Below are 21617 nucleotides of genomic sequence, written 5' to 3'. Positions count from 1 at the left end.
ATCCACCTGCCGCAGTTTCGCGACGATGTCCTCGGCCGTGTGTCTCTTCTTGCTCATTCGCTTGTCCTCCATTCGGCTTGAAAGCCATACATCAGGGAGGACCACTTCTCAGGGGGCAGGCCACCCTCGGGAGAACATGGCACGGCCGGCCATCGACCCCCTCTTCCGCTCGGCCGCTGCTGCCTATGGATCTCGTGTCATCGGGGTCATCCTGAGCGGCCTCCTCAACGACGGAGCCTCAGGGCTCGAAGCCGTGAAGCGCTGCGGCGGCGTCACCCTTGTTCAGGACCCGGCCGATGCGATCGCCGAGGAGATGCCCAGGAGTGCCCTGGAGGCGACGACGGTTGACCTGATGGCATCCGGCAAACGGATCGGCGACGTTCTGGCCGATCTCGTGCGCGAGCCCGCTGGCCCAAGCGTTCCGGTTCCACCGGAAATCCGGCTGGAGGTCGATATCGCGGCAGGTGAACGGGTCGACAGCAAGATCATCGGTCAGTTCGCGGAGCCCGTCGCTCTCACCTGTCCCAATTGCAGCGGCGTTCTCTCCAAGGTGCGGGGAGGAAAACCGCTCAGGTTCCGCTGCCAGGTTGGACATGCCTTGACGGCCGCCGTGGTGGCGAAGGAGCAGGAGAGCGCCGTGGATGAGGCGCTCCGGATCGCCTTGCGCATCATCGAGGAGCGGGCCGAGCTGGTCAGCCGGATGGCCGAGGATGGGCGACGCAGCGGTCGCAAAGCCGTTGCTGAAATGTACGAGGAGAGAGCCATCGAATATCGGCGATATGCCGACACCCTGCGCCAGGCAGTTCTGCAATCCATGACGCCGCTCGGACTTCGGATGGACGAAGGGGCACAGGACAGCGAGGAATAGTCCATAGACCCGGCATCATATTTTGGGAGGTGGTACAATTCTTCGTAGTATGGCAAATCCTCTCCCGAGCTGGGAAATTTCATCGTGGCCGCCAAGAAGAACAACAAAAAAACCTCCTCCGAGACTGTCCAGAACCCTGAGGCTGCGCAGGGAGGCGGCGTCCTTGTCGTCGCCGTCGGAGCCTCGGGAGCGCATAGCGATTCCCTGGAGCGTTTTCTCGCGGAACTGACGATCGAACCCCGAATAGCTGTTGCCGTCGTCTTCCAGCAACGGGAGGCGCTGGACGAAGATCGCTTCAAGTCCACGCTGGCAGAACACGGCCGTCAACTGACCCTGGTCACCGACGGAGCACCGGCCGAGCCCGGCAAGATCTATTGGTCGAAGCCCAATATGATCCTGACCCTGGAAAATGGCCGCTTCCAGACCCGGATGGCTCAGGAGCCTCCGGGCGAACGCGGAACCATCGACAGCTTTCTCATCTCGGTCGCTCAGGACCAGGAAGCGCGCGCCATCGGTGTCATCTTCTCGGGTACCAGCGGTGATGGCACGCTTGGCGTCACGGCCCTGAAGGAGGCCGGCGGCCTGACGCTGGCCGAGGAAAGCCATGAGCATTCCGGCGAGGGGATCATCCCCAATCACAGCCCCGTCGCTCTCGTCGACTTCGTGCTGCCTCCCGAGGAGCTGGCGAAACGCGTGCAGCTCTATGTGAGCCACTTTGCGCGGTACAGCGAGGCGGCCCATGTCAATGCGGAGGCGGCCGAGATCACCGGGGCTCTGGCCGGCATCGCCACGATCCTGCGCAATCAGACCGGTCACGACTTTCATGGCTACAAGCCGAATACCTTCCTTCGGCGCGTTCAGCGCCGGATGCAGGTCGTGCAGACCGAGACCATCGAAGCCTATGTGGAGTTTCTGCGGACACAGGCGGATGAGGCGCAGAATCTCTTCAACGACCTCCTGATCGGGGTCACGCAGTTCTTTCGGGATCGCCGTGAATTCGAGCTTCTGGAAACCCAGGTGATCCCCAAGCTCTTCGAGGGCAAGACCCGTAACGACCAGATCCGGATCTGGGTGCTCGGCTGTTCCACCGGCGAGGAAGCCTATTCCATCGGCATCCTCCTGCGCGAGCATATGGCAGGGCTCGACACCGTGCCGCATGTCCAGATCTTCGCCAGCGATATCGATGGCCGTGCCCTCGCGGCTGCCCGGGTGGGCCGCTACACCGAGGCGGTCACGAAAGATGTCACGCCGGAGCGGCTGGCACGCTGGTTCGTGAAGGAAGGCAATACCTATTGCGTCGTCAAGGAGCTGCGGGAGATGTGCATCTTCTCGCAGCACAGCGTCATCAAGGACGCGCCCTTCTCGCGCCTCGACATGATCTCCTGCCGCAACCTGCTGATCTATCTCAACGCGGATCTTCAGGACCGGGTGATCCCGCTCTTCCACTTTGCCCTCAGGCCGGGCGGCTATCTGTTCCTCGGAAATTCCGAAAATATCTCGCGCCACACCAGGCTCTTTGCTCCGGTCGACCGGGGCTTTCGCATCTTCCAGCGCCTTGAGACGACCGCGAGAGTTCTGCCCGACTTTCCCTTCACGGCCGTCGACCGCCGGCCGACGGAGAGCCCCTCACCCCTGCGACCGCGCCGGATCGAGGGCAGTCTGGCGCGTCAGGCAGAGACCATCGCCGAACGCTATGCGCCGGCCTATGTGGTGACCGACGAGAACTTCGACGTCATGCATTTCTCAGGCCGCACGGGGCGCTACATCGAGCCGGCCGGCGGAGCGGCGACTCTCAATCTGCTGAATCTCGTCCATGGCGACCTGCGCCTCGATCTGCGCGCTGCTCTAACCAAGGCTGCGGAAGAGGATCGGATCGTCCAGCTGGACGGGCTTCGGATGGGAACGAACGGCAAGCGTCTGGTCGTCGATATCGTCGTGGAGCCTATCCGGGATCAACCGAACGCCGCGCCAGGTTTCGTCGTGCTCTTCAAGGACGGCGCGGCTCTCCCCGAGGAAGATAATACGGCCGAGAAAGGCTCCTTCCTGCGGGACGAGCATGTGCAGCGGCTCGAAACCGAGCTGCGTGTCACCCGTGAGCGGCTCCAGGCCACCATCGAGGAGTTGGAGAGCACGAACGAGGAGCTGAAATCCTCGAACGAAGAGTATCAGTCTCTGAACGAAGAGCTCCAATCCGCCAATGAGGAACTGGAAACCTCCAAGGAGGAGCTGCAATCCGTCAACGAGGAGCTGACCACCGTCAACGGCGAACTCGCGCATCGGGTCCAGGAACTCGGCCGTTCGAACAGCGATCTGAAGAACCTTTTGGAGAGCACGCAGATCGCCACGATCTTCCTCGACAACGAGCTGCGGGTGATGAACTACACGCCGGCCGTGACCGAACTTTTCCACCTTGTCGAAACCGACGTCGGGCGGCCGATTGCGCATATCAAATCGCGCATCGCCTATGACGACCTTCAGGACGACGCCCGCCGCGTCGTGCGGACCCTTGGCAGCGTCGACCGCGAGATCGAGGATGCTGCAACCGGCACTCGCTACATGATCCGCGTTCTGCCTTACCGCAGCATCGACAATTATATCGGCGGCGCCGTGGTGACCTTTACGGATGTCACTCCGTTGACCCGCGCGCAGCAGGCTCTGCGCGAAAGCGAGGAACGATTCCGCGCCATGGCCGAACAGGCGGAGGTCGGCATTGCCATGGTCGATCGCGATAGCCGCGTGATCTACATCAACGACCGTTATTGCGCGATGATCGGACAGCCCCGCAATCTGATCCTCGGCCGCACGGTCGACAAGCTGACATATCCCGACGACAATGGCCACAGCAAGCCGTTGCTGGAACAGGCGCTCGCCGGCGGCCAGCCCTTCGTGATCGAAAAGCGCCACCTTCATCCCGACCGTTCGATGATCTGGGTGAGAAGCAGCGTCAGCGCCCGGCGCGATGCGGCCGGCAAGGTGGTGGGCGGGCTCGCCGTTGCGATCGATCTGACGGAGCGGATCCGTGCCGAAGAGGCTTTGCGGGAAAGCGAGAGGCATGCAAAGCTCCTGATGGCGGAGCTGCAGCACCGCGTTCGCAACACCCTCGCCATCGTCCGTTCAATCACGAGGCGAACCGCCGCGAACAGCGAAACGGTCGACGACTACGCCATGCATCTCGAAGGGCGCATCGAAGCCTTCGCCCGCACCCAGACCATGGCAACGCGCTCGGCCGAGGCCGTCATCAATCTCGAAGAGCTGGTCAGGGATGAGTTGCTCGCTCACGCGGTGAGGGATGACGAGAAGGCTCATGTCGAGGGGCCGCCCGTCCGGCTGCGGGCCGCCGTTGCGGAAAAGCTGGGCATGGCGATCCACGAGCTCGCCACCAACGCCGTCAAATACGGTGCACTCTCGGAGAACGACGGCCATGTCGATGTGACCTGGCGCATCGAGGGTGTCGATGGTGACCGGAAGCTCACACTGGAATGGCGGGAAACGGGCGTCCGCATCGCAGCCTCGGCTCCGCGCAGGCGCGGCTTCGGCACCGAGCTGATCGAACGCACCCTTCCCTATGAGATCGATGCGACGACGGCACTGGAATTCACACCGGGCGGCGTCCGGTGCGTGATCGAATTTCCGCTCAACCAGCACACCGCTCTCATGGGCGTGCCGCAACCGTCGGACCGCCACGGTCAGGATGATCAGGCAAGCGAGCCTGGCCCTCCCTCCTGAAGATAAGGCTTGACCTGACGGGTCGCTGTGTTCTCCATTTGGCCGTCGAAAGCTGCCGCGCTTACTGCCTCCAGCCTGAGGATCTGCATTGGACTGGGACAAGATCAGACTGTTCTACGAAGTCGTCAACGCTGGGAATTTCACCCGTGCCGGCGAAAAGCTCGGAGTCAACCAGTCATCCATCAGCCGGCAGATCAGCGCCCTCGAGCATGATTTGAAGATCCCGCTCTTCCACCGGCATCCGCGTGGCCTTGTCCTGACGGAACATGGCGACCTGCTCTTCCGGGCGGCCCAGGATATTCGCCTTCGCCTGGAGGAAACCCGTCAGCGCCTGACCGAGACCAGCGAGCGGCCCGCCGGCGATCTCAGGGTCACGGCGACCGTCGGCATCGGCGGCATCTGGCTTGCCCGGCGCATCACGGAGTTTCTCGATCTCTATCCCGAGGTGCGCATCCAGCTCATTCTCACGAACGATGAACTGGATCTTGCGATGCGGGAAGCGGACATCGCCATTCGCCTGCGCCTGCCGGCTCAGCCCGATCTGATCCAGCGCCGTCTCTTCACCATCCAGTATCACGCTTACGCGGCCCATACCTATATCGAGCGCTTCGGAGAGCCGGAGACCATCGAGGACCTCGACCGGCATTCCATCGTCAGTCTGGGAGGCGATCAGCCTGCCTTCATCCTCGACCTGCATCACTTGGCGAATCTGGGGCGCAATCCCAAGGATCCCCGTCCGAGCCGCTTCGTGGTCAACGACAGCCTGGCGCTCCGGCAGGCCATCGAGAACGGAGCCGGGATCGGCATGGCTCCCGATTACGCGATGAGCAACAATCCGCGCGTGAAGCAGGTTCTGCGCGACGAGCAGATGCCGACTCTCGACAGCTACCTCGTCTATCCGGAGGAGATGCGCTCCGTGGCGCGCGTCCAGGTCTTCCGCGACTTCCTCGTCTCCAAGGCGCAGCGCTGGGATTTTTGATCCGGCGCGGACGCGACGAGGTCGCAACCTCATTTTCTCCACGATTCTTGGGCTACCTAAGACATTCCCGGAAACGCTTCAGGGCTTCACCCCTATGTCACGATCCTTCCTTGCTGTCTTGGCCATTGCCCTCGGCCTCCCCTTCCTGATCCTTTTGGCTCTCGTCTCATCAGCCTCCGGTGTCAGCCCGAGCGTGTTCACGCATGCGCTCACCCTCGTGATCGTGTCGGTGTTCCTGATGCTGGTGGTTTTCGAGATCAAGCGGATCGTGGATCTGCCGCCGGATGCTCATTGAGATCCGGCATCGCTTTCAAGAGAACTTGAGGATCGCGCTCCCGACGCTGGATCCTCAAGTTCCTACTCCGATCGAGGATGTAATTAAGCTGCGGCTCGCGACCGCTCCGGGCGCTCTTCAGCCGTCGCTCTCTCCAAAGCCAGCAGCAGAACGCCGATGTCTTCTTCAAGAAGATTGATGGCATTGCGAGCGTATTCGCGAAATTCCTGCTTGACGGCTTCAATCTCGCCATCCCACAGGCAATCTTCATACTCGGCATCGTAAAATGCGCGAGCGACCAGCTCTACTTGATAATCCATGTATGCCCCGCTGCACCGTTCCGGTGATTTGTTATTGCTCTGAGTCCGCGGCGCAAATACGCATTTTACATTATGAATCAACTGATCCGCCGCAGGACAAGGTCAGGCTTACAGCCCGTTTCGACTGATCCGCAACTCGCCACACGGACTACCCCCGAAGGAGTAGGCCGCACAGCAACGATCTCTATCTATAGGATAAGTGGCGGAATTTAGCCAAAAAGGATCAAGCGGCTGGCAATTCTTCTCACTCCCCCGCCATCAGGGCTTCGGCATTATCCTGTGAAAAATTGAGATGTCCGGCCGCCCACATGGCGGCTTGCGTTCTGTTGGAGGCCTTCACCTTCCGCAGGATGGCTTTGATGTGGACCTTCACCGTGGCCTCCGCCACGCCGAGCTCCCGCGCGATCACCTTGTTCGAGGACCCTTGGGTGAGGCACCGGAGGATCTGGGCTTCCCGCTCCGACAGCTTGCTGGGAAGCGATGCAGGATCGTTGGCCGGCCGGAAGGCAACGCCGTTGCCGAAATGGGCCCGGCCTTGCCGAACCTGATCGAGAAGCGTGAGCCCGATCGAAGCCGGAATATAGCTCTCGCCCAGGATCACGATCTCGAGCGCTTTGACCAGGGCATGCCGATCCATGCTCGTCGGACAGAACCCGTCCATGCCGGCATGGCTGAGCTGCATGACGGTTTCGGGATCCATTGCGTCGGTCAGAACGACCACGCGAGCCGATCGATACTGCGCTTTCAGCTCTGCCACGGCGGTCGTATATTCCTCCGCCGATCTATTCTCGCAGAGGACGAAGAGCACAGGCTCGTCATCGGTGAATGCGGGCAGACGCGACAGATCCTCATAAGGCTCTTTCGTGAGGATGAAGCGCGTTCCGGAGAGGATATGGCTGATGCCGGTGCGAAGCAGGAGATTCTGGCAGATCAGGACCGTGGTGACGTTCTGGAACGGATCCTGAGCGACGGGAAGAATCTGCTTATAGACAACATCGTGTCTCATGTGTGCTGTGCCCCCAAGTAACGTTCAGCGATGAACCGTGCAGGATCGTGACCCATCCGCATCGGACGTGAGGCGGGTGGCCTTCGTCGAAAGGTGTCGGATCCAGGAAGCCGATCCACAATTGGATCAAGCGTGGCGACAACAATCGGTACAGGCATTAGTTCCTCGACGCTATGGCCCCGAAAGGGGTAACTCTCCACGACTTGGGCGTTTTGAGATGCAGTGGCAATCTGCTCTGCACAACGAATAAGCAGAGCGCATTCTCGCTACGATGCGGTGATCACCCGGATCTGAAAGCAGTCGAGTCCCCGGCGTAGCATTGGACCTCCTCCGAAGAGGATCGCGACAACAAGCGCGTGATCTGCTCCTGCGAAAGCGCCTTCGAAAACAGATAGCCCTGCATCTCGTTACAGCCTGCCGTGTGAAGGAAATTCCTCTGGATCTCCGTCTCGACGCCTTCGGCCGTGACAGTGAGAGACATGGCATGGCCCAGCGATACGATGGCCTTGATCACCGCGGCGGCTTTGGTTCCCTGTCCAAGGCTCTGAGTGAAGGATCGGTCGATCTTGATCTTGTCGACCTCGAACCGATGAAGATAGCCCAGGCTCGAATAGCCCGTGCCGAAATCGTCCAAGGCAATGCGGAAACCGGCATTTCGCAAGGCTCGGAGCGTATCGGTCGTCCCGCCTTCTTCATCCAGAAGAACGCTTTCGGTCACCTCGAGCTCGATCCTGCAAGGATCCGCCCCGCATTCGCGCACGATGGCGATCACGTGATTGGCAAAATCGCCGGATCTGAACTGAACCGGAGAGAGATTGACGGAAACGAACACATCCGGCCAGCGTCGGGAGGCCAGGCAGGCCTGGCGCAGAATCCACTCGCCGAGCTGGACGATCAAGCCGGTCTGCTCGGCGACCGGAATGAACTGACTTGGTGGAATATATCCGCGCGTCGGATGCCGCCAGCGGGCAAGCGCTTCGACACCGATGATGGCGTCTCCGCCGACCGCAATCTGCGGCTGATAGGCGACTTCGAGACCCTCGCCGGATGCGAGCGCGATGCGAAGCTCCTCTTCGATGATCCTGCGCAGATTGACGGTCTCATCCATCTCCGGCGTGAAGATCCGATAACGGTTTCGCCCTTCGGCTTTGGCGCGATAGAGCGCGATATCGGCCTTTCTCATGAGCTCACTGCGATCCGTTCCGGCCTCGGGAGCGAGCACGATGCCGATGCTGGTGCCCACGAAGATGTGATTGCCCATGACGTCGTATGGCTCATGAGCCATGGCGAGAATCCGCTCGCAAAGAGCCTCAGGATCTTCCGCCCCACTCCGACAAACCTGCACGATGGCGAATTCATCGCCTCCCAGTCGAGTGATGGTGTCGTCTCCTCCGACGAGCCTGGACAGTCGAACCGAGAAATCGCGGATGAGGCTGTCGCCGACAGAATGTCCGAGGGTGTCGTTGACGTGCTTGAAGCGGTCGAGATCCAGCATCATCACGGCGATCCGCTCGCCATCCTGCCTGCGTGCGATGGCGTGGTTGAGCCGGTCCTCGAACAAGGCCCGGTTCGGCAGCCCGGTCAAAACGTCATGGAAGGCCAGATGATGGGCGTGGGCTTCGCTGGCCTTCAGTTCGAGAACGGTTCTTTCCAGTGCTGACATGGAGTGCTTCAGACGCTGCACCAGCACGCCGAGCAGAATGAGAATGAGGATAGCGGCGAGGACAGTCGCGGGCCCGATGGCACCGAGAAGACGATCTCCTGGCACTTCCGGCTTCCAGATGAAATAGCCGATGAGATCGCCCACATCGGACCGGATCGGCACCGATATCTCACCTGATTTCGGATTGTCGACAACGGAGAAGCGCAGTCCCTCGATCAGATTCCGTTCCGAGATCTGCTTGATGAAGTTGCCGTCGAGATACCGGATGCCGACCAGGAGAAATTCTCTGTCCTGCGGGTAAGACACCGCCTCCGATTCAGGAACGATCTTCATGACGCTCACCGCCGCGGGCCGCCCGAACAGTTCCAGCAGGTGAGCATCATGGACGGCTCTTCCCGTTGTCAGGTGCGTTGCCTCGGCGCTTTCCGCGGCATGGTCCTTGTGCAGGGAATCCGGCGCTCCGCGTACTCTTGCAATGAGGCTGCCGATACTCTCTCGAACGCGCTCGAATTCATGGTTCGAGACGCGCGTTGCATCCATCACCGCATTGATCGGCTCATCCCGGTCGTTCAGGATGTAGACTTCCTCCTGACCGAAGGTGCGGCTGAGCCAAACCCCGATATTGGCGTCGATCCATACGAGATCCAGCGGGCTCTTGGTGAGTTCCAGCACCGCATCATCCCAGACGGCGACCATTTCCTGCTGTTGAGCGAGTTCCTTGACGACGGCCCTGATGCTGCGCTCCGTCATACGAAGCTGGCGCTCGGCGGAGACGTCGTTGCTCTTGTCGACCGCCCAGAGGATCGAAACCGCCCCGAGAGACAGCGTCGTCAGAGCAACGAAAAGAACAGGCAGAACAACGCTGCGAATGAAAGGCAGCGCCTTGCGATCAAAAGAAACAAAAGACTTCAACACGTCGGCACCGGAGCGAATCCCGGCGCCGATGAGGCTAAAAAAGGGCCAGCGACGGGATCGCATTGAAAGATTTTTTGAGAATTTGGAACCGCCGGATTTTCACCGACTTGGCAGGAGGGCGTCGTGCCTTTGAGTTGCGCAATGTGCGTCTGGCAACTCAACCCGCCACAGGTATCATGCTGAGAACAGCAAATTCCATCGGCCGCACCGTAAAGTCAACGCACCGGTCATTCCGGCCCGATGCTTCGCATTTTAGAGTTAACGAACTTTTTCACTTACAATCGCTTCAGAAACGGGAAGGATGTCGACCGGGAATAACTAGGATCGGGCAATCTTCACATTGAAAATGTCGGAGCGCCCTCTCGCTCCACACGTGACCCGATGTGGACCCAAGCTTCTTCAGAGTATCTGAAAGGTCATTCTGGTTCCGCGTGGTCTTCCAAGGCCTGAATGAGCTCCATGCATTTCTCCGCGACGACGGCCGACACCTTCGGATCACCATGGTGATGACGCATGGCCACGGCGTTCGCCTGCTCGAACAGATCGGTCAGATTTCCGGAGATGAAGGGGCGGGAGCTTGGAAACTCGAAGGATTTGGGCTCGGAATGGGATTGCGTTTTCGCAGGACGCTTGGGCTCAAACAGCGTCAGAACCTCACATCGGTCGGCAATTTTCTTGAGATCCTTGAACGCGATGATCTCGGCCATGTCCACTCCTACGCAACAATTGAGCCCTGCTTTATCCTCTTCCAACGCCGAGGTCATGGGGCCTGGATAAAAAACAAACGGTTCATGAAAACCGTTCCAGAGAATAATCGCTGCGGGCAGGAATGTGACCCGCCTCTTTCGGGTTAGCGAATCTGAGCGCCTTCAATCCAATCGTTCTCAACAGCTCTGAACAGCGCCGGATCTCATTTTCCGGCATCGCACATACCGTTGATGGCGAGGTCGTAATCATCGCTCCCAGGAATGACGGAGCCCTGCCGGCTGTCTTGCACCATCGACGCTCCAGGCGCCCGGACCGGCAAAGACGAACAGAAGGAACACGAAGCAATACAGGATGGCTGCATCGCCGCCGTTGAGCGCCGGGTATGGGCTCTGGGGAGCATGAAACATCCAATAGGCCACGGCCATCTCGCCGGCGAGAAGGAAGGCGACGGGGCGGGTGAACCACCCGATCAGGATCAGAAAGCCTCCGATGAGTTCGAGGATGGCGCCGATCCCGAAAAGCGAGAGGAGCGGCGGCATTCCGCTTTCAGGAGGGGCCGGGAAGCCGAACAGCTTCTGCGTTCCATGTTCCATGAAGATCAGCGCCGTGACGATCCTCAGAACGGCCAGGGCATAGGGTGACCAACGATCGAGTGTAGCGGACATCGGACTAGGGCCTCCTGCCTGTGATCTGCGGCCTCGAGGCGGGCGCAGGTCCCTGACTGCTGGCTATGACAGACGAACATCGCTCCCGTGTCCGATGTTCCTCCCCTCGGCCCTGAATCGATCTCATTGGTTACTTTATTACACACACTCACGCTAAATTGAGGCCTCCGGTCTCGTGCCCGAGACGATCTAACCTTGCCCGGCGGGAGATTCGTGCCAGCTTGTCCCTCAGCATCATGGAGGTCGGGATGGGTCCAAGGCGTCTTGGCATGGTTGCGGCTCGGATGATCGCGGCTCTCATGGCCGCATTGCTCTGGCTGCCTGCCCCGGATGCGCGAGCGGACACGGAAGTGGACGTGGCGCTCGTCCTTGCCGTGGATGTTTCCCGTTCCATGGATCCGGACGAACAGGAGCTGCAGCGCGAGGGCTTCATCGAAGCCTTCCGATCACCCCAGGTGCATGACGCCATCCGCAACGGCATGCTGGGCCGGATCATTGTCACCTATTTCGAATGGTCGGGCGTCGATTATCAGCAGGTCATCGTTCCCTGGACCATCATCGACGGGCCGGAGGCTGCGATGAAATTCGCGGACGGCCTGCACGACAATCCGATCGGCCGCGTGCGGCGCACATCGATCTCGGGTGCCATCGATTTCGGCGCGAAGCTTCTGGAGCAAACCGGCGTCGAGCCCATCCGCCGCGTGATCGACATCTCGGGCGATGGACCCAACAGCAGCGGGCGCGGCGTCGTTGCGGCACGCGACGAGGCGGTTGCGAAAGGCATCACCATCAATGGGCTTCCCATCATGCTCAAGCGGCCGAGCGGCATGGGCGATATGGAGAATCTCGATCTCTATTACAAAGGCTGCGTCATCGGCGGCGAAGGCGCATTTCTCGTTCCTGTGCGCGAGCGCCAGCACTTTTCCGAAGCCATCCGCACGAAGATCATCCGCGAGATCGCAGCACTTCCCGCACAGCCGCTGTTTCAGACGATTCAGGCGACAACACCCGTCAACTGCATGGAGGGCGACCGCGGCATGTATCGCTGGGACCGCTGGGATCGGAATTGATATGACTTCGAACGAGGCTCATTCCAGCGTGATGTTCGCCGTTCTAATCACCTTCTCCCACTTGGCGCCTTCATCCTGCATATAGGCGGCCATTTCCGACGGCGAGCTTTGAAGCACATCGATGCCGGCGCCGATCAGCTTGTCGCGGATCTCCGCATTGGCGATCACGCGGCGATAGGTGTCGTTGAGCTTGGTGATGATCTCGGTCGGCGTGTTTGCCGGGGCGACGAATCCCTGCCAGGCCCAGGCCTCGAATCCCGGATGATGGGCCGCCACCGGCGGCACGCCCGGAAGGCCCGAGAATTCCTGCGGCGATGCGACGGCAATCGCTTGAATCGGACCGGAGAGCTGCGAGCGCGCGGTGGCGAAGTCGATGAACATCATGTCCACCTGTCCCGCGACTAGATCCTGCACGGCCGGAGCAGCACCGCGATAAGGCACATGAGTGAGTTTGATGCCGGTTCCTTGCGAGAGCAGTTCCGTCGCAAGGTGGAACGGGCTCCCTAAGCCCGGCGTCGCATAATTGATGCGGCCGGGATTCTTCTTCGCCTCGGCCACGAGTTCCGGGACGGATTTCACCGGCAGCTTGTTCGTGTTGACGAGGAGCACGAGCGCGAAGCGCCCGGTGAGCGAAATGGGGGTGAAGTCCTTGTAGGGATCGAAGGAAAGCTTGCGATAAAGCGTGCGGTTCGTCGCAAAAGTCGCCGTGTCGCCCAACAGGAGCGTGTAGCCGTCGGGCTCCGCCCGCGCCACCGTCTCGGCGCCGATATTGGTGCCGGCGCCAGGTTTGTTCTCGATGACGAATTGCTGCCCGAGCTGCTCGCCCATGGCGGCAAAGACAAGACGGGCGAAGAAATCCGTTCCGCCACCGGCCGCATAGGGAACGATCACGCGGACAGGCCGGGTCGGGTACGCGGATTGCGCGAAAGCAGACCACGGCGACAGGGTCGAGGCGGCGGAAGTGGCCGCCATGGTCTTGAGAAGGCTGCGGCGGGTCTGACTCATGGCGTTCTCCCGGACATCGGTCCCGTTCTGGTTCAGGCGTCCGGCAGCACATAGCGGGGAAGCCTCCTCCGGCCAGGGCTCAACAGGACGAAAGGGCGTTCATCTTTTTTGCCGCTACGCCTGAACATGCGGGCCGCCCCGGCATTCCCCGTGGGCAGTTCATGAACAGGAGACGATGAATGGGCGTGAAAAAGGAAGAGAAAAAGGAACAGGAAGATCTGATCGATGCCGGCTCGGAATTGTCCTTCCCGGCCAGCGACCCTCCGTCCTATACGGGCGGCTCGGCCGTCGCAGGGCCGCCTCCGCAGGATGAGCCGGCGCGGGAGCCGGTTACCAAGGCCGTCTCCAACCCTGAGGAGGTGAAGCCGGCGGTGGACGCCCCGCAGGATACCGATTCCGCCCAGGCCGGAGACGCGTCCAAGCGCTCCTCCGGCGGCACCGATCCTTGACTCTGTGGCGTGCCAACCCCATCGCCGATCTCTGACACGTCCCTGGTGGCACGGCGTGCCAGAGATCGTCGTGGAATCCCCTGCCGAATTCGAGGACCTTCATCCTGCCTTCATCTTGGCAGTGGCATCTGCCTTGGGTGACTCTAAAATGATCTCTGATCCCTTTCGGGATCAGCTATGGATTCGAGAATTGGCCCGAGAGGGACCGCCTCAAGGAAGTGATCTGCACCGATGGTGACCACCAGCATTCCGACGACACCGTTTTCCGACCAGCGTCCCGGTACATCCGGCCTGCGCAAGAAGGTAACCGTCTTCCAACAGTCCCGATATGTGGAGAACTTCATCCAGTCGATCTTCGATACCGTCGAGAACAAGGATAGCTCGACCCTGGTCATCGGCGGCGACGGGCGCTTCTACAACGAATCCGTGGTCCAGACCGCGATCAAGATGGCGGCGGCGAACGGCTTCGGACGCGTTCTCGTCGGGCAGAAGGGCCTGCTCTCCACGCCGGCTGCCTCCTGCGTGATCCGCAAGCATAAGGCCCTCGGTGGCCTCGTGCTATCCGCCAGCCACAATCCGGGCGGACCCGATGGCGATTTCGGCATCAAGTTCAACATGTCCCATGGTGGACCGGCGCCGGAATCCTTCACGGAAGCGGTTTTCAAGCGCGCCAGCGCGATCACCGAATACAAGATCGCCGATGATGCGGATGTCGACCTCAGCCGCATCGGATCGACCAAGGTCGGCGCCATGGCGGTCGAGGTGATCGATCCTGTCGCCGATTACGCGGAGCTGATGGAGCAGCTGATCGACTTCGAGAAGATCGCCGACTTGTTCCGCTCCGGCTTCCGCATGCGCTTCGATGCGCTCAGCGCCATCACGGGTCCCTATGCGAAAGCCATTCTCGAAGGCCGCCTCGGCGCGCCTGCGGGCACGGTCGTCAATGGCGAGCCGAAACCCGATTTCGGCGGCCACCATCCCGATCCGAATCCGGTCCACGCCCATGATCTCATGGAGCTGATGCTCGGCCCCGACGCCCCCGATTTCGGCGCGGCCTCCGACGGTGACGGCGACCGCAACATGATCGTGGCGAAGGGCCTCTTCGTGACGCCGAGCGACAGCCTCGCCATCCTCACGAGCCATGCGCATCTCGCTCCCGGCTATGCCAAGGGCCTTTCTGGTGTGGCCCGCTCCATGCCGACGAGCCGCGCCGCCGACCGGGTTGCGGCAAAACTCGGCATCAACTGCTTCGAGACGCCAACCGGCTGGAAGTTCTTCGCCAATCTTCTCGATGCCGGCCTCATCACCCTCTGCGGCGAGGAGAGCGCGGGCACCGGATCGAACCACATTCGCGAGAAGGACGGCCTCTGGGCCGTGCTGCTCTGGCTCAACATTCTGGCCGTCACCAGAAAGTCTGCCGATCAGATCGTGCGCGAGCATTGGGCCACGTTCGGGCGCGACTACTACACCCGCCACGATTACGAGGAACTCGAGACCGCACCGGCCAGCGAGCTGATGGACGCTCTGCGGGCCAAGCTCCCCACCCTCTCCGGCCAGCGCTTCGGCGGGCTTACGGTCCAATCCTGCGACGACTTCACCTATACGGACCCGGTCGACCAATCGGTGACGCCGAAGCAGGGTATCCGCATCCTTTTCGCCGAGGATGCCCGCGCCGTGTTCCGCCTGTCGGGCACCGGGACGTCGGGCGCGACGCTGCGCGTCTATCTCGAACGATTCGAGCCGAATGCCGACCGGCACAACCTGCCGACCGCCGAAGTTCTGGCTCCTCTTGCCCAGGCCGCAAACGAGATCGCCGAAATCGCGGCCCGCACGGGACGCGACAAGCCGAGCGTCGTGACCTGACGCACGTTTAATAGGTTTCCCAGAGTCCTGGCGTCGCCAGCTCCAGAAGGTGACCGTCGGGATCCCGGAAATAGAGACTGGTCCCGCCTCGGGACCAGGTCGTCCTGCTCTCGATGGGGATGCCGCGCTCCTGAAGCCGTCCCTCCCATGCGGCCAGTTCATCCCCTGAAACGGCAAAGCCGATATGCAGCGGCCCCTGCCCGTCATGGCCGGGGATCGTCCCGCCGGGTGTGGGCATATCCTCGCTCGACCCACCGCGCAGGAAGAGCAGCAGCACGCTTTTCCCGCCCACGTCGAAGGCGCGCATGCGCTGGTTGCTGAAAAGCAGTCTCAGGCCGAGATCGCCCTCATAGAAGGCTTGTGCGCGCGCTAGGTCGTCGACATAGAGCGCGGTCTCGAGAACGGCGTTCAGCTTGGGCATGGCTACCTCGTGATCCTGATTGCCTGCATTTTGTCCTCCGGTACCTTTTCCATGTCCAGTTACCCTTGAAATCCCGGCCTTTCCGGGCGGCGAAAAATTGGGCAATGATGCTGACCTTTTGGTCTTGAAACGGGTCTGCCGCCCCCTTATCTATTGCATTGCAACACGGCGATTGGCGTCGCAGCGTTGCTGCCCTTCTTGGGCGTTTCCTCCCTAAACTTCGGGCCGTTGGCAACAACGGCCTTTTTTCTTGCCCGAAGCCCACAGGACGATGCGATCGGGGCGGCTCAGGAACCTCCCGTAATCCCGGCTGTTTTCCCCATGGGAGCCCGGGAGAGGTCCATGTCCAGCCATTCGGAAAAACCCACCTACACTGACATTCCGCCTACGCACACGATCAAGCCGATGGATGCGCCGCCTTTGGCCAGAGGCTCGACCACCGCGCAGTTGAAGGGCGATATCGACAGCGGCCGCACTGGCGACAAGAATGCCGTGTTCGATCCTGCTCTCTCCCCGCTCGGCACCGATGACGAGGCTGGAGGCTTTTCGCCGAACCCGGAACAGATCGATCTTGCGCGGCACCAGGAAAGCGCCGCGCGCTGGCAGGACGGCGCCGAGAAGGACAGCTATGCGCATCAGGATTCCCGCAAGGCCCTTTACGCTTTCGTCGGCTTTATCGGCCTAGTGCTCGTCGTGTTCGTCGGCGCTTCTTCGATCTTCTGATTGCGACTAAAACCGCCCGACGCTGTCCCGGATCACCAGCTCCGTCTCCAGTCGGATCCGCTTGGGCGATGGCCGCCCCTGCAGCAGATCGATCAGGGCCGATGCCGCAGCCTGTCCCAATTCCCGTCGCGGCTGATGGATCGTGGTCAGCGACGGCTCGGCCACGGCGGCAAACTCGATATCGTCGAATCCAGCTACAGAGATGTCCTCGGGCACTCTAAGTCCAGCGGAGAAGAGGGTGCGCATCAGGCCGATGGCCATCTCGTCGCTGGTGCAGAATACGGCTGTCGGACGGCTGGATCGGGCCACCAGGTTCCGCCCCGCCATCACCCCTGACTCGATCGTATAGTCGCCCGGGATGACGAGGGCGGGATCAAACGGCAGGCCGGCTGCCTCCAATCCGTCCTTGAACCCCTGGAAGCGCTCGCGCTCCAGGATGTTGCCGGCGGGGCCGCTCACATAAGCGATGCTACGATGACCATGGGAGGCCAGATGCTGCGTCATGCGTGAGGCCGCAGCGCGGTTGTCGATCTCGATCTGCGGAATGTCCACTCCCGGAATCGCTTCGCAGGCTGCCACGAGCGGGATCGTGATCCGGGCCGGTTTTCCCTCCCCTTCACGGCTCTGCCCGAACAGGTGACCGTTGAGAAGAATGGCGCCGTCCACCCTGCCTGCTGCCGTGAAGGCGGCGAAATGCGCTTCCTTCTCGGGCGAACCGTCGAGGTCGCTGATGATCATGCCGTAGCCGGCTTCGAAAAGCGTTTCCTCGATGCCGCGCAGGATCTTGGAGAAGAAAGTGTTTGCAAGGTCCGGCAGAACGACCAGTACCATATAGGTCTTCTGCGAACGGAGGGTGCGCGCCGCAGGGTTCGGAACGTACCCAGTCTTGGCGATGGCCTCCAGCACCCGCGCCCGAGCCTCGGGTGAGACACGCTCCGGCGTCGCAAGGGCCCGGCTGACCGTCGCGGTCGAGACATCGGCGAGCTTGGCGACATCCTGGATCCGCGCTGCGCGGCTGGAAATGCCGTCCTGCTCCGGCCCGTCCTTTTGCCCGAAATCGTCCATGGACCTCCCCCTACCATGGTTCTGTTTGACAGAAGCCATCGTTTCGGTAAAGTTGCATGTAATCGATTACATAGGGCAGTTGTCGAGCCTTTCGATAGCCCTAGATCGTCGAATGTCCCGCCAGAGGACAGACTGACAGCCAGGAGGAACCGAATGCCAGCGCACGCCCCGTCCAGCTGATCCTTACCGCACAGTTCCTCGACGACCGCCTCCGTCTCGACGGAAGCGGGCGATGTAGCTCATCCGGAGCCGTTTATGGAATCCGTTCTTCGCGCAGAGAGCATCTCGAAATCCTTCGGACCCATCGAGGTCCTGAGCGGCATTTCGCTGGATCTGAAGCCCGGCGAAGTTCATGCCGTGATCGGCGAGAACGGGGCTGGCAAGTCGACCCTGATGCGCATCCTGTCGGGCCATCTTGCAGCCACGAAAGGCAGCCTGCACCTGCACGGCCAACCAATTACCTTCTCGGGACCTGTGGATGCGGAAAGCCAGGGCATCGTTCTAGTCCATCAGGAGATCCTGCTCGCACCCGACCTGACGGTCGCGCAAAATCTCTTCCTCGGGCGCGAGATCCGGCGCTTCGGCTTCGTCGACGACGCGGCCATGCGCGAGCGGACGCGGGCCATCCTGCGTGAACTCGGCACGGGCATCGATCCCGACCGTGAGGTCAGCCGCCTGTCCATCGCCGACCGGCAGCTCGTGCAGATCGCCCGCGCGCTTCTCGTGCCACACAAAGTGGTTGCCTTCGACGAGCCGACAGCCGTGCTCACGCCCATCGAGGCCGAGAGCCTGTTTGAGATCATCCGCAAGCTACGCTCCCAGGGCGTGGCGGTGCTCTATATCTCGCACCGCCTGAACGAGGTGAAGGCCATTGCCGATCGCGTCACAGTGCTGCGCGATGGACGCCACATCGCCACCCGCGACATCGAAGGACTGGAGCCACTGGAGATGGCGCGCCTCATGGTGGGCCGCGACATGTCCAAACTCTATCCGGAAAAGCCCGCGACAGCCTCCGACCAGCCCCTTCTGAGCGCGCGCGACATGGCCGTTCCAGGCTATGTGGAGAACGCATCCTTCACTCTGCATAGAGGCGAAATCCTCGGCTTCGGTGGGCTGATCGGCGCGGGCCGCACTGAGCTATTCGAGGCGTTGGTGGGCCTTCGTGCGGGACATGGCACGATGACTCTCGACGGTAAACGGGTTCATTTCCGCGACGCCCGCGAAGCCATGGCGGCGGGCATCGTCTATCTCTCCGAGGACCGGAAGGGGAAAGGCCTGCTGCTGCAGCAGAACCTTCGGGTCAACCTGACCCTGGCGGCCCTCGAGAAGTTCAGCCGCGGCTCCTTCATCGATGGGGGCGGCGAGGAGAAGGCGCTCGACAAGGCGATCAAGGATTTCGACATCCGCACCCGGCGCCGCGATCTTCTCGCCGGGCAGCTCTCCGGCGGCAACCAGCAGAAGCTGCTGCTCGCCAAGATGATGCTGGTGGAGCCGCGCATCGTCATCATCGATGAGCCGACGCGTGGCGTCGATATCGGCACCAAGGAGCAGATCTATCGCTTCATTGCGTCGCTCGCCGCCGAAGGCCGCGCGGTCGTGGTCATCTCCTCCGAGATGCAGGAGCTGATCGGCCTCTGCCACCGGGTCGTCGTGATGCGCAACGGACGGGTCGCAGGTGAAGTCGCTCAAGCCGACCTGTCGGAAGATTCCATCGTTTACCTCGCCACTGGCGTTCACGAAGAGAGGGCGGCGGAAATCGCCGCAGGCCACGCATGACCGAAACCGTGCTTCGCTCCAGCGCTGAAAAACGCCGGTTCACCATCGACATGCGGGCTCTCTCGCCCTTCATCGCGCTCATCGTACTCATCATTGCGGGCGCGCTGATCAACCCGGACTTCCTGACCGCGTCGAACCTGCTCAACGTGGTGACACGCTCGGCCTTCATCGCCATCATCGCGGTCGGTGCCACCTTCGTCATCGCCGGCGGCGGGCTCGATCTCTCCGTCGGTTCCATGGCGGCACTGACGGCCGGTGTCATGATCCTGACCCTGAACAATCTCGGCGGCGGAGACGTGAGTACCCTGGCGCTCGGCATGCTCGCCGCTATTGCCTTGAGTGCGGCCTGCGGCCTGGCGAATGGTCTCATCGTCACTTTCGGGCGCATCGAGCCCTTCATCGTGACGCTCGGCACCATGGGCATCTATCGCTCACTCGTGATCTGGCTGGCCGCGGGCGGCACCATCACCATGCGCAATTTCGAGCTGCGTGAGCTCTACCGCCCGGTCTATTTCGACAGCATCCTCGGCATCCCGATTCCGATCATCGCCTTCCTGGTGGTGGCCGCCATCGGCGCGCTGATCCTCTACCGCACCTCTTTCGGCCGCCATGTGGTCGCACTCGGCTCCAACGAGGATGTAGCCCGCTATTCGGGCGTGCCGATCTGGCGTGTGCGCACGCTTACCTATGTCATCCAGGGCATCTGCGTCGGCATCGCCGTGCTCATTTATGTGCCGCGCCTGGGCTCGGCCACACCGACCACAGGCCTCTTATGGGAATTGCAGGCCATCACCGCCGTGGTCATCGGCGGCACCGCCCTGAAAGGCGGTATCGGCCGGATCTGGGGCACGGTGGTCGGTGCCGTGATCCTCGAACTCGTCGCCAACATCATGGTGCTATCGAACTTCGTCTCCGAGTTTCTCGTGGGCGCGGTGCAGGGTGCCATCATCATTATCGCCATGCTCGTGCAGCGGTCCGTTCACCGCGGGCGATGAAACCGGTGGGGGCCTACCGGACAAGGGACAAAGGCCCCAAACCAAACCCTCCAGGGAGGAATGAGATGAAAGCAACGGTACTGAAGATCGCGGTGGCAGCAGGCCTGATGGCCGGTGTCGCCACCGGTGCGACTGCTCAGCAGAAGAACGTGACGATCGGCGTCTCGATCCCGGCCGCGACCCATGGCTGGACCGGCGGCGTGGTCTATCACGCGCAGGAGACCGCAAAGCTGCTCGAGAAGGCCTATCCGGGCCTCAAGGTCGTGGTGAAGACCTCACCGGACGGCGCTTCGCAGGCGAATGCGCTGGACGATCTCACCTCGCAGAAGGTGGATGCGTTGGTGGTCCTGCCCTTCAACTCCGACGAGCTGACGAATCCGGTCCGCGAGATCAAGAAGCGCGGTACCTTCATCACCGTCGTCGACCGCGGCCTCAAGGATTCGTCGATCCAGGACATCTATGTTGCCGGCAACAATCCGGAATTCGGCCGCGTCGCCGGCAAGTACTTCGTCGACAACCTGAAGCAGGGCAACGTCGTCGTCTTCCGCGGCATCCCAACCGTGATCGACGAGGAGCGCGTGACGAACTTCGAGAAGGCTCTCGAAGGGTCGGGTGTGAAGGTGATCGACAAGCAATATGCCAACTGGAACCGGGACGATGCCTTCAAGGTGATGCAGGACTATCTCGCCAAGCACCCGAAGATCGATGCCGTCTGGGCCTCGGATGACGACATGGCGCTCGGTGTCATGGAAGCGATCCGTCAGGCTAAGCGCGAGGACATCAAGTTCGTCCTCGGCGGCGCCGGCATGAAAGACATGGTCAAGAAGGTCATGGACGGCGACAAGATGATCCCGGCCGACGTGTCCTATCCGCCATCGATGATCGGAACCGCCATGGGCGTCACCGCGGCGCATTTCTACACCAGCGCTCCCATGCGCGGCACCTACGTGCTCAACGCTCAGCTGATCACGAAGGACAACGCCAAGGAGCATTACTTCCCGAACTCGCCGTTCTAATTGGGCGACGTGGCTCTCGCCTCTTCCTCATGGGAGAGGCGAGGCAACGGCAAGCCGCTCGACATCCTTGCGGCTTCCCCTTGCCGATACTCACGTTCACTCACGCCATC

18 protein-coding genes and 1 pseudogene are annotated in these 21617 nt (G+C 61.5%); 11 read left to right on the top strand and 8 right to left on the bottom strand.

Going from position 1 to position 21617, the window contains the following annotated elements:
• Positions 1 to 124 precede the first annotated feature (124 nt).
• The 4 genes and pseudogenes from ACS5Q1_RS26965 to ACS5Q1_RS26950 form a co-directional block, all read left to right on the top strand.
• Positions 125 to 868: pseudogene (locus tag ACS5Q1_RS26965) on the top strand (chemotaxis protein CheB); the annotation flags it as partial.
• A gap of 84 nt (positions 869 to 952) precedes the next feature.
• The gene (locus tag ACS5Q1_RS26960; RefSeq protein ID WP_473101063.1) at positions 953 to 4594 is read left to right on the top strand and encodes a CheR family methyltransferase; all 3642 of its coding nucleotides are present in this window, start codon (positions 953 to 955) and stop codon (positions 4592 to 4594) included.
• A gap of 88 nt (positions 4595 to 4682) precedes the next feature.
• A complete protein-coding gene (locus ACS5Q1_RS26955) occupies positions 4683 to 5573 on the top strand; it encodes a LysR family transcriptional regulator (RefSeq protein ID WP_473101062.1) in 891 nt (296 codons plus the stop codon).
• A gap of 94 nt (positions 5574 to 5667) precedes the next feature.
• Positions 5668 to 5868 carry a hypothetical protein gene (locus ACS5Q1_RS26950; RefSeq protein ID WP_203441491.1) on the top strand — a complete coding sequence of 67 codons (201 nt, stop codon included), beginning with the start codon at positions 5668 to 5670 and terminating at the stop codon, positions 5866 to 5868.
• A gap of 83 nt (positions 5869 to 5951) precedes the next feature.
• On the opposite strand, the gene ACS5Q1_RS26945 is transcribed toward ACS5Q1_RS26950, so the two are convergent.
• The 5 genes from ACS5Q1_RS26945 to ACS5Q1_RS26925 all read right to left on the bottom strand — a co-directional run bounded on the left by ACS5Q1_RS26945 (position 5952) and on the right by ACS5Q1_RS26925 (position 11124).
• Positions 5952 to 6167 carry a hypothetical protein gene (locus tag ACS5Q1_RS26945; RefSeq protein WP_203441492.1) on the bottom strand — a complete coding sequence of 72 codons (216 nt, stop codon included), beginning with the start codon at positions 6165 to 6167 and terminating at the stop codon, positions 5952 to 5954.
• A gap of 244 nt (positions 6168 to 6411) precedes the next feature.
• On the bottom strand, positions 6412 to 7173 hold the full coding sequence (locus tag ACS5Q1_RS26940; protein WP_473101061.1) for a LuxR C-terminal-related transcriptional regulator: 762 nt from the start codon (positions 7171 to 7173) through the stop codon (positions 6412 to 6414).
• A gap of 280 nt (positions 7174 to 7453) precedes the next feature.
• A complete protein-coding gene (locus tag ACS5Q1_RS26935; RefSeq protein WP_473101060.1) occupies positions 7454 to 9751 on the bottom strand; it encodes a putative bifunctional diguanylate cyclase/phosphodiesterase in 2298 nt (765 codons plus the stop codon).
• Positions 9752 to 10167: 416 nt separating this feature from the next.
• Positions 10168 to 10458 carry a hypothetical protein gene (locus ACS5Q1_RS26930; protein ID WP_473101059.1) on the bottom strand — a complete coding sequence of 97 codons (291 nt, stop codon included), beginning with the start codon at positions 10456 to 10458 and terminating at the stop codon, positions 10168 to 10170.
• Between the two features lie 246 nt (positions 10459 to 10704).
• A complete protein-coding gene (locus tag ACS5Q1_RS26925; RefSeq protein WP_473101058.1) occupies positions 10705 to 11124 on the bottom strand; it encodes a DoxX family protein in 420 nt (139 codons plus the stop codon).
• 248 nt (positions 11125 to 11372) lie between these two features.
• Here ACS5Q1_RS26925 and ACS5Q1_RS26920 point away from each other — a divergent pair, with 248 nt between their 5' ends.
• Positions 11373 to 12194 (top strand): DUF1194 domain-containing protein, encoded by an 822-nt coding sequence (locus ACS5Q1_RS26920; RefSeq protein WP_473101057.1) that lies wholly within the window; start codon positions 11373 to 11375, stop codon positions 12192 to 12194.
• An 18-nt stretch (positions 12195 to 12212) separates the two neighbouring features.
• On the opposite strand, the gene ACS5Q1_RS26915 is transcribed toward ACS5Q1_RS26920, so the two are convergent.
• Complete coding sequence (locus tag ACS5Q1_RS26915; RefSeq protein ID WP_473101056.1) at positions 12213 to 13199, bottom strand: Bug family tripartite tricarboxylate transporter substrate binding protein; 987 nt, start codon at positions 13197 to 13199, stop codon at positions 12213 to 12215.
• A 179-nt stretch (positions 13200 to 13378) separates the two neighbouring features.
• Between ACS5Q1_RS26915 and ACS5Q1_RS26910 the strand changes: the two genes are divergently transcribed.
• A complete protein-coding gene (locus ACS5Q1_RS26910; protein WP_473101055.1) occupies positions 13379 to 13648 on the top strand; it encodes a hypothetical protein in 270 nt (89 codons plus the stop codon).
• A gap of 231 nt (positions 13649 to 13879) precedes the next feature.
• Positions 13880 to 15511 (top strand): alpha-D-glucose phosphate-specific phosphoglucomutase, encoded by a 1632-nt coding sequence (locus ACS5Q1_RS26905; RefSeq protein WP_473101054.1) that lies wholly within the window; start codon positions 13880 to 13882, stop codon positions 15509 to 15511.
• Between the two features lie 7 nt (positions 15512 to 15518).
• Here ACS5Q1_RS26905 and ACS5Q1_RS26900 read toward each other — a convergent pair whose 3' ends face one another.
• Positions 15519 to 15932 carry a VOC family protein gene (locus ACS5Q1_RS26900; protein ID WP_473101053.1) on the bottom strand — a complete coding sequence of 138 codons (414 nt, stop codon included), beginning with the start codon at positions 15930 to 15932 and terminating at the stop codon, positions 15519 to 15521.
• A 342-nt stretch (positions 15933 to 16274) separates the two neighbouring features.
• Between ACS5Q1_RS26900 and ACS5Q1_RS26895 the strand changes: the two genes are divergently transcribed.
• On the top strand, positions 16275 to 16655 hold the full coding sequence (locus ACS5Q1_RS26895; RefSeq protein WP_203441503.1) for a hypothetical protein: 381 nt from the start codon (positions 16275 to 16277) through the stop codon (positions 16653 to 16655).
• Between the two features lie 6 nt (positions 16656 to 16661).
• Here ACS5Q1_RS26895 and ACS5Q1_RS26890 read toward each other — a convergent pair whose 3' ends face one another.
• Positions 16662 to 17720, bottom strand: a complete 1059-nt coding sequence (locus tag ACS5Q1_RS26890; RefSeq protein WP_473101052.1) for a LacI family DNA-binding transcriptional regulator — start codon at positions 17718 to 17720, stop codon at positions 16662 to 16664.
• 255 nt (positions 17721 to 17975) lie between these two features.
• Here ACS5Q1_RS26890 and ACS5Q1_RS26885 point away from each other — a divergent pair, with 255 nt between their 5' ends.
• From ACS5Q1_RS26885 to ACS5Q1_RS26875, 3 genes are all read left to right on the top strand, one after another.
• Positions 17976 to 19496, top strand: a complete 1521-nt coding sequence (locus ACS5Q1_RS26885) for a sugar ABC transporter ATP-binding protein (RefSeq protein WP_473101051.1) — start codon at positions 17976 to 17978, stop codon at positions 19494 to 19496.
• Positions 19493 to 20491 carry an ABC transporter permease gene (locus tag ACS5Q1_RS26880; protein WP_473101050.1) on the top strand — a complete coding sequence of 333 codons (999 nt, stop codon included), beginning with the start codon at positions 19493 to 19495 and terminating at the stop codon, positions 20489 to 20491. Before ACS5Q1_RS26885 ends, ACS5Q1_RS26880 begins: the two co-directional genes overlap by 4 nt.
• Before the next feature lie 65 nt (positions 20492 to 20556).
• Positions 20557 to 21507 carry a substrate-binding domain-containing protein gene (locus ACS5Q1_RS26875; RefSeq protein ID WP_203441507.1) on the top strand — a complete coding sequence of 317 codons (951 nt, stop codon included), beginning with the start codon at positions 20557 to 20559 and terminating at the stop codon, positions 21505 to 21507.
• The last annotated feature ends 110 nt before the right edge of the window (positions 21508 to 21617 follow it).

The sequence above is a fragment of the Microvirga sp. GN3 genome (assembly GCF_055792825.1).
This window is presented reverse-complemented; position numbering and strand designations above follow the sequence as displayed.